The sequence below is a fragment of the Streptomyces sp. NPDC002701 genome, assembly GCF_042889045.1.
In the GTDB taxonomy this organism is placed as follows: Bacteria; Actinomycetota; Actinomycetes; order Streptomycetales; family Streptomycetaceae; genus Streptomyces.
The window spans coordinates 21,248-34,118 of the sequence record NZ_JBIAQL010000033.1 but is presented as its reverse complement, the minus strand read 5'-3'; the positions used below and the strand labels follow the sequence as shown (position 1 = coordinate 34,118).

The window sequence follows — 12,871 nt, the reverse complement described above, 5'->3', positions numbered from 1 at the left end:
CGGCCGGAGGCCCCCGCTCAGTCCCGGAGCCGGTCGATCTGCCGGATCTTGTTGGTGGCGTCGAGCGCGGCGACCTTGTAGGACTCCGCGAGCGTCGGGTAGTTGAAGACGGCGTCGACCAGATAGTCGACCGTGCCGCCGCAGCCCATCACCGACTGCCCGATGTGGATCAGCTCGGTGGCGCCCGTGCCGAAGCAGTGCACGCCGAGCAGCTTGCGGTCCTCGGGGGAGACGAGCAGCTTGAGCATGCCGTGCGAGTCGCCGATGATCTGGCCCCGGGCCAGCTCGCGATAGCGCGAGACACCGACCTCGAACGGTACGCGGTCCTCGGTGAGCTGGTCCTCGGTCCGGCCGATGAAGCTGATCTCCGGGATGGTGTAGATGCCGATCGGCTGGAGGTCGTGCATCCGGTTCACCGGCTCCCCGCACGCGTGGTACGCGGCCGTCCGGCCCTGCTCCATCGAGGTCGCCGCGAGTGCCGGGAAGCCGATGACGTCGCCGACGGCGTAGATGTGCGGCACCTCGGTGCGGTAGTGCTCGTCGACCTTGATCCGGCCGCGCCTGTCGGCGGACAGGCCGGCCTTGTCGAGGTCGAGGTCGTCGGTGAGGCCCTGCCGGCCCGCCGAGTACATGACGGCGTCCGCCGGGATCTTCTTGCCGCTCTCCAGTATGGTGAGCGTGCCCCGGGCGTGGCGCTCGACCGCGGCGACCGTCTCGCCGAAGCGGAAGGTGACCGCCAGGTCCCTGAGGTGGTACTTGAGCGACTCGATCACCTCGACGTCGCAGAAGTCGAGCATCCCGGGACGCTGTTCGACCACGGTGATCTTGCTGCCGAGGGCGGCGAACATGGAGGCGTACTCCATGCCGATCACGCCGGCCCCGACGATGACCATGGAGCGGGGCACCCGCTCCAGGTTGAGAACGTTGTCGGAGTCCAGGACGGTCATCTCGTCGAACTCGACGGTCGCGGGCCTGGCCGGCCTCGTCCCGGTCGCGATGACGATGGTGTCCGCGCTCAACAGCCGGTCGTTGCCGGTCACTTCGCGCAGGGCGACGGTGTGGTCGTCCACGAAGCGGCCGGTGCCCGCGAACAGGGAGACGTGGTTGCGGGCCAGCTGGCTGCGGATGACGTCCACCTCGCGGCCGACCACGTGCTGGGTGCGCGCGGTCAGGTCGGCGACGGTGATGTCCTCCTTCAGCCGGTAGCTCTGGCCGTAGAGGTCGCGTTGGGTGAGACCGGTGAGATAGAGGACCGCTTCCCGCAGGGTCTTGGAGGGGATGGTCCCGGTGTGGATGGAGACCCCTCCGACCATGTCGGGGCGGTCGACGACGGCGACCCGGCGGCCGAGCTTGGCCGCGGCGATGGCGGCCTTCTGGCCGCCCGGTCCGGATCCGATGACGAGCAAGTCGTAGTCGCGCACCACCGAAGTCTGCCAGCCGCGCCTGTCGCCCGAAAGGGCGAACAGGTGACGGTTGCCCTGCGGGCGGCTCACGCATCCCTCGCCGCCGCGGCGCGGTGGGGGCTGGCCGCGCAGTTCCCCGCGCCCCTTGAAAGCGGGGCTGCGCCCTGGCTTGTGCCGGTTCGCGGATTGATCGTCTCTGCGGCGCGGTGGGGGCTGGCCGCGCAGTTCCCCGCGCCCCTGAAAGCGGGGCTGCGCCCCTGCTTGTGTTCGCGAGGGCGGGGGAGTCTCTGAGCGGCCCCCGTCCCCGCCCCGTCAGGGGCGCGGGGAACTGCGCGAGCAACCCCCACCGGCCCGCAGCAAGCAACCCGCAGCCCGCCGCAGGCGTCACCGCGTCACCGTGTCACCGAGCGCGCGACCCGGAACCCCACGTCGTCGACCTGATAACTCGGGTGGCTGCGGCGCCGCGCCGAGGCCCGGCAGCTCCAGTGCTCGTCGAACCAGCCGCCACCGCGCAGCACCCGGTAGGTCCCGTACACCTCGGCGTCGTAGACGTCCCAGCACCAGTCCCAGACGTTGCCCAGCATGTCGTGCAGACCCCACTGGTTGGGGCGCTTGCCGCCCACGTCGTGCACGCGCTCCTGGGAGTTGTCCCGGTACCAGGCGATCTCGTCGAGCGGCCCGTACCGCGGTCCCGGTGTCCCGGCACGGCAGCCGTGCTCCCACTCGGCCTCGGTGGGCAGCCGGTAGCCGTCGGCGGCCGTGTCCCAGTCGATGCCCTCCCCGTCGGCATGGAAGGAGTAGGCGGGCGTGAGCCCCTCGTGCCGCGACAGGGCGTTGCAGAACCGCACCGCGTCCCACCAGGACACGCCCTCGACGGGCAGCTGGTCACCGTCGGCGCTGCTCGGCCGCTCCTCCGTGACCCGCGCGTACAGCGCCTGCGTGACAGGGAAGGACCCGAGCCGGTAGGGCGCGACGTCGACCGACCAACTGCGCCGCGTCCGCCGGTCCGACAGCGTGACCTGCCCAGGCGGCACGGCGATCATCTTGTACACCGAGCGTGTGTCCATGAGCAGGCAATCCTACTGACCATCTCGTAGGCCGGCGGCCCGTGACGGCACGTACCCCGCGGTTATGCCAGGATCAAACGGCTGGGCTCGTCCAGGTGCTGTCCGCGGCCGAGCGGGCCATGGCGTCCAGGGCGGCCGCGCTGTGCACGGCGTCCTCCAGCGTGGCTCCGTACGGGGTGCCCTCGCTGATGGAGCGCAGGAAGTTGTACGCCTCGATGACCTTGAGGTCGTCGTATCCCATGCTGTTGGCCGCGCCCGGCTGGAAGGCGGCGTACTCGCCGTGCCCCGGGCCGACGTACAGGGTGCTCACCGGCTGGTCCTGGAACGACGTGCCGCGGCTGACGCCCAGTTCACCCATACGACGGAAGTCCCAGGAGACCGCGCCCTTCGTGCCGTGGATCTCGAAGCCGTAGTTGTTCTGCTCGCCGACCGAGACCCGGCACGCCTCCAGCACCCCGCGGGCACCGGAGGCGAAGCGCAGCAGGCAGGAGACGTAGTCCTCGTTCTCCACCGGGCCGAACTCGCCGTCCGTGGACCGCGCGTGGCCGGCGGTGGCGCCGGTGGGCCGGGCCCGCTCGGGGACGAAGACGGCCGTGTCCGCGGTCAGCGCCGCGATCTCGCCCAGCAGGAAGCGGGCCAGGTCGACGCCGTGCGAGGCGAGGTCGCCCAGTACTCCGCTGCCGCCGCGCTCCCGCTCGTACCGCCAGGTCAGGGCGCCCTCGGGATGGGCCGCGTAATCGCTGAAGAGGCGGATGCGCAGGTGCGTGACGCTGCCGATCTCCCCGGCGGCGATCAGCTCGCGGGCGGCCGCCACGGCGGGCGCGTTGCGGTAGTTGAAGCCCACCGTGCCCTGGACGCCCGCCTCGGCGACGGCGCCGGCGACGGCCCGCGCGTCCTTCGCGTCCAGGCCGACCGGCTTCTCGATCCAGAGGTGTTTGCCCGCCTCGGCCATGGCGACGCCGATCTCGCGGTGCAGGAAGTTCGGCGCGGCCACGCTCACGGCCCGGACCCGCGGATCGGCGGCGACCTCACGCCAGTCCCGGACCGCCGTGGCGAACCCGTAGCGCGCGGCGGCCTCCTCGGCCCGGCCCGGCACCTCGTCGGCGACGGCGATCAGTTCGGGCCGGACGGACAGCCCCGGGAAGTGGTGCGGCACGCGCGCGTACGCCTGGGTGTGCACCCGCCCCATCCAGCCGAACCCCACCACGGCGACGCCGAGCGTGCTTCCCATGAATGTCCCTCTTTGGATCGGTCCAGAGTCTTCGCGGCTCACACTGAAGTCCGTCACAGCAGGTGTCAACCCCTTTGACTTTCCGATGGGTCTTGTGGAACGGTCCATTTCATGAGACCACCGACCATCCGTGACGTCGCCGAACGGGCCGGAGTGTCGAAGTCCCTGGTCTCCCTCGTGCTGCGCGGCTCCGACCGGGTGCGCCCCGAGAGACGGCAGGCCGTCCTGGCCGCCGTCGAGGAACTCGGCTACCGGCCCAACGCCGCCGCGCGCAGCCTCAGCGAGCGCCGTGCCCGCCCGCAGGCCCTCGACCACGCCCGGTCGGGGGGCACCCCGCTGGTGGGCGTGCTGCTGAACGACCTGCGCAACCCCTGGTTCGTGGAACTGCTGGACGGCCTCAACTCCCTGCTGGACGCCCGCGGTCTGCACGTGCTGCTGGCCGACGGACACCTGAACCGGCGGCTCGGCGAGGACCTCACCCGCGTCTTCACCGACCTGCGCGTCGACGGGCTCGTCGCGGTCGGGACACTGCCCGATCCCCAGATGCTCCGTACGGCCGCCGAGCGGCTGCCGACCGTCGTCGCGGGAGCCCGCGAACCGGCGCTGCCCCGGGCGGACATCGTCGCCAACGACGACGAGGCCGGCGCCCGGCTCGCCACCGAACACCTCATCGGGCTCGGCCACCGGCGCGTCGCCCACATCGCCGGTCCCGGGATGGTCGGTGAACTGCGCCGCCGCGGCTTCGAGACGGTCATGCGCGAACACGGACTGGCCGGCACGGCCGTCGTGGAACAGGGCGACCTCACCGAGGAGGGCGGCTACCGGGCCACGGTCCGGCTGCTCAGCGGACCCCGGCGGCCCAGCGCCGTGTTCGCGTTCAACGACATCGCCTGCGTCGGCGCGCTGTCCGCCGCCGGGGAACTCGGCCTGCGGGTTCCGCGGGACCTCTCCCTCGTCGGATACGACAACACCTCTCTCGCCCGGCTGCGGCACCTGTGGCTCACCACCGTCGACGGCACGGGCCACGACGTCGGCCGCCGCGCCGCGCAGTGCCTGCTCGACCGGATCGACGATCCCGCCCGTCCCGGCCGGGTCGTCCTCAGCGCACCCGTCCTCGAAGTGCGGGGCACGACCGCGCCGCCCGCGGGGTAGAGCGCGCGGCGGCGGGCGGTGACATCCGCGTTCCGGCAACCCCGCGGCGGCCGACAGCTCTAGAGTGGACGGCTGTCGCACGGTTCATCGGATCCCTCCCCCTGGAGGAGCGCATGTCCCGCACACCGCCCCGGCGTTCCGCACTGCGCGGCCTGGCGGCCGTGGGGAGCGCCGTGATCGGGTTCGACCCCTTCACCCGGAGCCGGGCGGCGGCCACGCCCGGCGACGGCCGGCCGCACGACATTCCCGAACTTCCCGAGCTGGACGGAAGCCTGCACACCGACGAGGTCTCCCTGAGCGCCGCCGCCGACGACTTCGGGCACATCGTGCACCGCCGGCCGGCCGCGGTGCTGAGGCCGGGCTCGGTGGCGGACGTCGTGACCATGGTGCGGTTCTGCGGCGAGCACGGCATCCCGGTCGCCCCTCGCGGGCAGGGGCACGGCACCGGCGGCCAGGCGCAGGCCGCGGGCGGACTGGTCGTCGAGACGGCTCCGCTCGACGCCGTCGGACCCCTCGGGCCCGGCAGCACCGGCGTCCGGGTCGGGGCCGGCGCCAGATGGAGCGACGTCGCCAAGGCCACGCTCGTACACGGCCTGACGCCTCCCGTCCTCACCGACTACCTCGAACTCTCCGTCGGCGGCACGCTGTCCGTCGGCGGCCTGGGCGGACAGACCCACCGGTCCGGCGCCCAGGTCGACAACGTCCTGGAGCTGGACGTCGTCACCGGCGCGGGGGAGCTGCTCACCTGCTCCGCGCACCGGCACCGTGACCTGTTCCTGGCCGCGCTCGCCGGACTCGGCCAGTGCGCCGTGATCGTCGGCGCGACCCTGCGGCTGGTCCGGGCCCCCGAGTCCGTACGCCGCTACGTCCTGCCGTACGGCGATCTGCGGACCTTCCTCGACGACCAGCGCCTGCTCGTCCGGCAGCGGCGCTTCGCCTATGTCGAGGGCCAGGTCACCGAGGACCCCTCGGGAACCTTCCGCCGGTACGTCGTCGAGGCCGTGGCCTACGGACCTCCGGCGGGTGAGGAACCCGACGACACGGCGCTGCTGCGCGGCCTGCGGCACGACCCGTCGGGCGTGGAGATCACCGACCTCGCGTACTACGACTTCCTCGACCGGCTCGCCTCCGGCGTCGCCGCGCTCAAGGAGGCCGGGCTGTGGGCGTACGCGCATCCCTGGCTCAACCTGCTGCTGCCCGGCCGTGCGGCGGCCGATCTCGCCGGGCGGCTCCTCGACGCGCTCACCCAGGCGGACCTGGGCCCGGGTGGCGTGGTGCTGCTGTACCCGCTGGTCCGCGCGCGCGTCAGGGCCCCGCTGCTGCGGATGCCCGACGACCCCGTGCCGTACCTGCTGGCCGTCCTGCGGACCGCGCCGCCCGGGGACGCGGCCACGGTCCGGCGGCTGCTGGCCGCCAACCGGTCCGCCTACGACCTCGTGCGCGCGGCCGGCGGCACCCGGTACCCGGTCGGCTCCGTCCCCTTCGACGAGGCCGACTGGCGGCGCCACCTCGGTCCCGCCCGGCGCCGGCTGGCCGCGGCGAAGAAGACCTACGACCCGCGTGGGATCCTCGCACCCGGACAGGGGATCTTCCGACGGCCCGAGCGGAGAACCGGCGGCCGGCGGACCCGTCGCCCCCTAGGGTGACGGGCATGGCATGCCGCATCAGCGAACTGGTCATCGACGCCGTGGACCCCGGCCGGCTGGCCGCCTTCTGGAGCGACGTCCTCGGCTACGCCGAACTCGGCCGGGAGGACGACGGAAGCATCGAGATCGGCCCGCCCGACGCCGGTTTCGGCGGACCGCAGCCCACCCTCGTCCTCAGCCCGAGCACCGACCCCCGGCCGAAGAAGCTCCGGCTGCACATCGACGTCAGCCCCACCGACCGCGACCAGGACGCCGAGCTGGAGCGGTTGCTCGCGCTCGGTGCGAGGCCCGCCGACATCGGTCAGACCGGCACCGAGAGCTGGTACCCGCTGGTCGACCCGGAGGGCAACGAGTTCTGTCTTCTGCGCAGGCGGCTCCAGCCCTCGTGAGGTGACGCGAGCCGGTGCGCGGTGACGGCCGGACCGTTCACGGCTCCGGTCCGCGGGGCGAGGAGAGCTCGGCGACGGCCGCGGACAGCTGCTGACGCAGGGACTCGGGCAGCGGCTCGCCCCGGACGGCGGCCACCGTGCCCTCGGCGAGGTGGTGCAGCTTGATGTTGGCGTTCTGGGAGACCGTCACGAGAACGGTCCAGGCGTCCTCGGGGCTCAGTCCGAAGGTCGCCATCAGGACTCCGCGGGCCAGGTCGATGACCGGCCGGGTCTGCATGGCGCGCCGCAGCTGCCCGACCTCGACGCGGAGATCGTCCTCTGCGCGGAGATCGTCCTCGGCGCCGAGGGTGTCGGCGCCGTCGAGGGCGCCCTCGGACGACGGACTCTCCTTCATGGTGCTGTCCTTCGTGGTGCTGTCGTGCATGGTGCTGTCGTGCGTGGTGCCGTGCGTCGCGCCGGGGTCACCTGCGGGGGTGAGCACGGTCGCTGTGCCCGTGACGGTGAGCAGCCGTTCGACGGCGGGGCTCGCGGACCGGACGACGACCGTCCTGCCGTCCGCCGACGCCTCCCGATGGGCGAGGAGCAGGAGGTTGAGGCCGGAGCAGTCGCAGAAGCGGACGCCGGTCAGGTCGAGATCGATGCCGCGGGCCGACGCGGCAAGGGCTTCGTGCAGGGACCGCCGCAGCTCCGGACAGGTGTCCATGTCGATCTCGCCGACCGCCACGACGACCGTCCGCTCACCGGCGGGGTGTGCCTCCAGTCGCAAGGGGGTGGGCGGGCGCCCCCTCGGCGGTCCGAGCGACACGGGACGGGGGGGCGACGTGCCCGCCCACGGGCCGGGCAGAAAGCACTGGTTCCGACATGGCAGCCGCTCCCCGGGCATCCACCGTCACTGTCTCCTTCAGGTTCGGCTCCAGGGTTTCACACGTCAAGAGAAACATGAAAAGTAATTCGTCCTTTGGTTTACGTGAATCACAAGTCGTATGCTGCCTGGTATGGGTGGAGTACCTGAGACACATTCCGGCTGGACGTTCCTGACCAATCACGCCCGGGTGCTGGCCGCGATCGCCGACGACCAGAACATCCGCATCCGGGACATCGCGGCGCGCTGCCGGCTGACCGAGCGCGCGGTGCAGAAGATCATTTCCGATCTTGAGCAGGACGGCTACCTCACCCACACCCGGCAGGGGCGCACCAACGAGTACCGCATCCTGCCGGGGACGATCCTGCGCCACCCGGCCGACGCGGGTCTGACCGTCTCGGGTCTGCTCTCGGTGCTGGCCCGGCACGACGCCGAGCGCGACGCCGAGCACGAGGTGCGCCTGCGGGAACGCCGGACGGCCCCCGCCCACGGGCAGACCCCGCCCGCCGACACCTGACACCGGCGGGCGCCCGGCACGCCGACGCACATGTGTGGTTCCACCCGTACGGGGGACTGGCAGGTGTGGCGAAGACAGGACCCGGTCAGAAAGGCGTCACCCCATGAAGGACTCCGAACAGCGCAACCCCGTCGACCAGCACCCGCAGCCCGACTTCGCGCAGCAGGAACAGCAGCACCCCGGCTGGACCGGGCCGATGGACCCGCCGCCCGACCACGGTGAGGAGTCCTACGAGGGAAGCGGTCAGCTCGCGGACAGGAAGACGGTCCTGACCGGCGGGGACTCCGGTATCGGCCGGGCCGTGGCGCTCGCCTTCGCCCGCGAGGGCGCGGACGTCCTGTTCACGTACCTGCCCGAGGAGGCCGACGACGCCCGCGAGACCGCCCGGCTCGTCGAGGAGGCCGGCCGCAAGGCGGTCGCGGTGCCCTGCGACATCCGCGACGAGGAGCAGTGCCGCCGGCTCGTCGAACGCGCGGTCGCCGAGTTCGGGCGCATCGACGTCCTCGTCAACAACGCCGCGTACCAGATGTCGCAGCCCGACGGCATCGGATCCATCACCACGGAACAGTTCGACCGGGTGATGCGCACGAACCTCTACGGGATGTTCTGGCTGAGCAAGATGGCCCTGGAGCACATGCCCGCGGGCGGCTCGATCATCAACACCACCTCCGTGCAGGCGTACCAGCCGAGCCCGCACCTGCTGGACTACGCCATGACCAAGGGCGCCATCGTGACGTTCACGCACGGGCTGGCGCAGATGCTGGCCTCCGACGGCATCCGCGTCAACGCCGTCGCCCCCGGGCCCGTCTGGACGCCGCTGATCCCCGCGACGATGCCGGACACCACCGAGTTCGGCAAGCAGTCACCGATGGGCCGGCCCGCCCAGCCCGCCGAGATGGCACCCGCCTACGTCTTCCTGGCCTCCCAGCGGGCGAGTTTCATCACCGGGGACATCGTGAACGCCACCGGCGGCACGCCCCTGCCGTAAGGAGCGGGGGTGCCGTGTCCGCCGGAAGGGCGATCCTCCGGTGACCCGTCGCCCCGGTGCTTCGCCCGACGAGCAGGGGGAACTCGGGGCCCATGACTGGTAACGCAGGCGATCAGACGTCGTACTGGATCGAGACGGCACCCCCGGGTGCCCTCCACCCGCCCCTGGCCACGGACATCACCGTGGACGTCGCCGTGATCGGCGCGGGCATCGCCGGGCTCAGCACCGCCCGGGAGCTGGCCCGCGCCGGTCGCAGCGTGGCCGTACTGGAGGCCGACCGGATCGCCACGGGGGTCACGGGACACACCACCGCCAAACTCAGCGCCCAGCACAGCCTGGTCTACGAACAGCTGCGGCGCACCCGCGGTGTCGAGGCCGCGAAGCTGTACGGGCGCTCCCAGTCCGAGGCGATCCGCCACGCGGCCGCGATCGTGGCCGACCTGGGGATCGACTGCGACTGGGAGGACACCGACTCCTTCGCCTACACCCTGGAGTCCGGGCGGACCGAGGAGCTGAAGGCGGAGGCGGACGCCGCCCGCGCGGCCGGCCTGCCCGCGGAGTACGTGACCGGGACGGACCTGCCGTTCCCCGTCGCGGGTGCCGTCCGGGTGGCCGGGCAGGCCCAGTTCCACCCGCGGAAGTACCTGCTGGCCCTCACCGAGGACCTCCTCGGGCACGGCGCGCAGATGTACGAGCACACCAGGGTCGTCGGCCTGAAGGAGGGCGAGCCCTGCCGGCTCACCACCGAGGCGGGACCGACCGTGACCGCCACGGACGTCGTGGTCGCCACGCACTACCCGATCTTCGACCGGGCGCTGCTGTTCACCCGGCTCTCCCCGCACCGCGAACTCGTGCTGACCGCCCCCATGCCGGCCGGCACGGCCCCGCAGGGCATGTACATCACCCCGGAACAGAACACCCGCTCGGTGCGTACCGCCCCGTACACGGACGGACAGCGGCTGCTCATCGTCACCGGGGAGAGCTTCACCCCGGGGACGGCCGACACCGAGGAACGGTTCGGACGGCTCACCGCCTGGGTCACGGAACACTTCGGGCCGCTCGACTTCACCCACCGCTGGGCGACCCAGGACAACAGCACCACCGACTCCGTGCCGCTGGTCGGCCCGTTCCACGCGGGCAGCCGGCACACCTACGTCGCGACCGGTTTCGGCGGCTGGGGGATGAGCGGCGGCATCATGGCCGGCCGCCTCCTGTCGGACCTGATCACCGGTCAGGGCTCGCCGTGGAGCGAGCTGTACGACCCCCGGCGGGTGCGTACGGCCGTGCGCGAGGCACCGGCCTTCCTCAAGAACCAGGCCAAGGTCGCCCGGCACTTCGTCGGCGACCGGCTGCCCCCCACCTCGGGCTCGGTGGACGACCTCGCCCCGGGCGAGGGCGCGCTCGTCCGCATCGACGGACACCGCTGCGCCGCCTACCGCGACGACGCCGGAGAGGTGCACGCCGTCTCGGCACGCTGTACGCACCTGGGCTGCCTGGTCGCCTTCAACCGCGCCGAACGGGCCTGGGAATGCCCCTGCCACGGCTCCCGGTTCGACCCGGACGGACAGATCCTCCAGGGTCCCGCGACCCGGCCGCTGGAGAAGCGCGCCGTACCCGGCCCGGACACCGCGACGGACGCGCCCGCGGACGGCTCCTGAGGCGCGGCCCCGGCCGGCACCGGGTTTCCCGCAGCCGCCGCGGGGGACCCGGTACCGGTATCCGACCCAGGCAGCGACATCGACGCAGCCCCGGCCCCGTGCGGGACCGGGCGCAGAAGGAATGTGAGAGCCGTGACCGCGTACGGCAGCACCCAGGACACCACCCGCCGTCCCGAGACAGGCTGGGCGCAGGCCCGGCGCAGCCCCGACGGCGGCGTGCGCCTCTGCCTCCCGGCGACAGCCGACGGGCAGACGCGCCGCACGGCCGCCGGGCCCGAGGCGAACATCGTCAGGGGCGAGGACTGACCGGCGCCCCCACCGCGTGATCGACTGGTGAGGCCGGGAGCCCGGGGCTAACGTCGAGGTAGCGGACGTCCGAGACCGGACACCGCCAGGACACGAGCCGATCCCATGACGGGCGCACACGCGACACCTTCCGGCACTGCCGACTCCCCGGAGCGGGGCCGAGGCAGCGGAATCGCACTCCTCGTCATCGCGTCGTGCCAGCTGATGGTGGTCCTCGACATCACCATCGTCAACATCGCACTCCCGCACATCCAGAGCTCGCTCGGTTTCTCCACGGAGAACCTGTCGTGGGTGGTCAACGCCTACACGCTGACCTTCGGCGGGCTGCTCCTGCTCGGCGGCCGGCTGGGCGACATCCTCGGCCGCCGCAGGATCTTCGTCTTCGGTGTGCTGCTCTTCGTGCTGGCCTCACTGCTCGGCGGACTCTCGCAGGAGTCCTGGCAGTTGCTCGCGGCACGCTCGCTGCAGGGTGTCGGCGGAGCCATCGCCTCCCCGACGGCCCTGTCACTGATCACCACGACCTTCCGCGAAGGACCCGAGCGGAACAGGGCGTTCGGCGTGTTCGCCGCGGTCTCGGCCGGCGGCAGCGCGATCGGCCTGCTCGCGGGCGGCCTGCTGGTGGAGTGGCTCGACTGGCGCTGGGTCCTGTACGTCAACATCCCCATCGGCCTGCTGATCGCGCTCGCGACCCCCCGCTGGATCCGGGAGTCCGAACGCACACCGGGCCACTTCGACCTCCTCGGCGCACTCACCTCCACCGCGGGCATGGTGCTGCTCGTGTACGGCTTCATCCGCGCCTCGGAAGAGGGCTGGAGCGACGGACCGACCGTCGGTGCCTTCGTGGCGGCCGTCGTGTTTCTCGGCGCGTTCGTCTTCGTCGAGAGCCGGTCGAAGCAGCCCATCACGCCCCTGTGGATGTTCCGCGACCGCAACCGCGCCGGCGTCTACGCGATCATGCTGAGCCTGGCCGCGGCGATGTTCGGCATGTTCTTCTTCCTGACGCTCTTCGTGCAGAACGTCCTCGGCTTCAGCCCGCTGCGGGCCGGCCTCGCCTTCCTGCCGGTCAGCGCCATCATCGCGGTGGGCGCGGCGGTCGCCTCACAGCTGCTGCCGAAGTACGGACCCAAGCCGTTCATGACGGTGGGCGCGATCCTGTCGGCGATCGGACTCGGCTGGCTGACCCTGACCGAGGTCGACAGCACCTACGCGGGCAGCATCCTCGGGCCCATGCTGGTCTTCGGCTTCGGCATGGGACTGAACTTCGTGTCGCTCACACTGATGGCGGTGTCGGGCGTGGCGGCGCGGGAGGCGGGCGCGGCCTCCGGGATCCTCAACGCCACCCAGCAGGTGGGCGGTTCACTCGGTCTGTCGGTACTCGTCACCGTCTTCGGCACGGCCAGCCGCAACGAGGCCACCGAGCAGGTACGCCGGTTCATGGCCGAGGCGACTCCCGCCCAGCGCCTGGACTTCCGCAGGACCAGGGAACTCCCGCCGCCCTGGAGCGACCAGGTGCTGACGTCGGGCATCTCGAACTCCTTCGTCGTCGCCGCCCTCTTCGCCGTGGCGGCGGCCCTGGTCGCCCTGTTCGTCATCCAGGTACGCCCCGACGATCTCGAACGCCTCCAGGGCAACGGCACCTCGTAGCCGCCGGT

The 12,871-nt window shown here is 72.1% G+C and carries 12 protein-coding genes; 8 read left to right on the top strand and 4 right to left on the bottom strand.

Annotation, left to right across the window (positions count from 1 at the left end):
• Nucleotides 1-17: 17 nt before the first annotated feature.
• From sthA to ACFYXC_RS38730, 3 genes are all read right to left on the bottom strand, one after another.
• Nucleotides 18-1,421 (bottom strand): Si-specific NAD(P)(+) transhydrogenase, encoded by a 1,404-nt coding sequence (sthA, locus tag ACFYXC_RS38740; protein ID WP_389557450.1) that lies wholly within the window; start codon nt 1,419-1,421, stop codon nt 18-20.
• A 374-nt stretch (nt 1,422-1,795) separates the two neighbouring features.
• A complete protein-coding gene (locus tag ACFYXC_RS38735) occupies nt 1,796-2,470 on the bottom strand; it encodes a formylglycine-generating enzyme family protein (protein WP_388905657.1) in 675 nt (224 codons plus the stop codon).
• 73 nt (nt 2,471-2,543) lie between these two features.
• A complete protein-coding gene (locus tag ACFYXC_RS38730) occupies nt 2,544-3,701 on the bottom strand; it encodes a Gfo/Idh/MocA family protein (protein WP_389557449.1) in 1,158 nt (385 codons plus the stop codon).
• 111 nt (nt 3,702-3,812) lie between these two features.
• On the opposite strand from ACFYXC_RS38730, the gene ACFYXC_RS38725 reads away from it, so the two are divergent.
• From ACFYXC_RS38725 to ACFYXC_RS38715, 3 genes are all read left to right on the top strand, one after another.
• A complete protein-coding gene (locus ACFYXC_RS38725; protein ID WP_389557448.1) occupies nt 3,813-4,853 on the top strand; it encodes a LacI family DNA-binding transcriptional regulator in 1,041 nt (346 codons plus the stop codon).
• A gap of 113 nt (nt 4,854-4,966) precedes the next feature.
• Nucleotides 4,967-6,499 (top strand): FAD-binding protein, encoded by a 1,533-nt coding sequence (locus ACFYXC_RS38720; RefSeq protein ID WP_389557446.1) that lies wholly within the window; start codon nt 4,967-4,969, stop codon nt 6,497-6,499.
• Nucleotides 6,500-6,504: 5 nt separating this feature from the next.
• Entirely contained in the window at nt 6,505-6,888 is a 384-nt protein-coding gene (locus tag ACFYXC_RS38715) for a VOC family protein (protein WP_388905665.1), read from the top strand.
• A 37-nt stretch (nt 6,889-6,925) separates the two neighbouring features.
• On the opposite strand, the gene ACFYXC_RS38710 is transcribed toward ACFYXC_RS38715, so the two are convergent.
• Complete coding sequence (locus tag ACFYXC_RS38710; protein WP_389557445.1) at nt 6,926-7,654, bottom strand: anti-sigma factor antagonist; 729 nt, start codon at nt 7,652-7,654, stop codon at nt 6,926-6,928.
• Nucleotides 7,655-7,883: 229 nt separating this feature from the next.
• On the opposite strand from ACFYXC_RS38710, the gene ACFYXC_RS38705 reads away from it, so the two are divergent.
• The 5 genes from ACFYXC_RS38705 to ACFYXC_RS38685 all read left to right on the top strand — a co-directional run bounded on the left by ACFYXC_RS38705 (nt 7,884) and on the right by ACFYXC_RS38685 (nt 12,863).
• Complete coding sequence (locus tag ACFYXC_RS38705; protein WP_389557444.1) at nt 7,884-8,267, top strand: helix-turn-helix transcriptional regulator; 384 nt, start codon at nt 7,884-7,886, stop codon at nt 8,265-8,267.
• A 103-nt stretch (nt 8,268-8,370) separates the two neighbouring features.
• A complete protein-coding gene (locus ACFYXC_RS38700; protein ID WP_389557443.1) occupies nt 8,371-9,255 on the top strand; it encodes an SDR family oxidoreductase in 885 nt (294 codons plus the stop codon).
• A gap of 92 nt (nt 9,256-9,347) precedes the next feature.
• Nucleotides 9,348-10,913: an FAD-dependent oxidoreductase gene (locus ACFYXC_RS38695; protein WP_389557442.1), complete on the top strand. Its 1,566-nt coding sequence runs from the start codon at nt 9,348-9,350 to the stop codon at nt 10,911-10,913.
• 132 nt (nt 10,914-11,045) lie between these two features.
• Entirely contained in the window at nt 11,046-11,219 is a 174-nt protein-coding gene (locus tag ACFYXC_RS38690; protein WP_389557441.1) for a hypothetical protein, read from the top strand.
• Nucleotides 11,220-11,324: 105 nt separating this feature from the next.
• A complete protein-coding gene (locus ACFYXC_RS38685) occupies nt 11,325-12,863 on the top strand; it encodes an MFS transporter (RefSeq protein ID WP_389557439.1) in 1,539 nt (512 codons plus the stop codon).
• Nucleotides 12,864-12,871 lie beyond the last annotated feature (8 nt).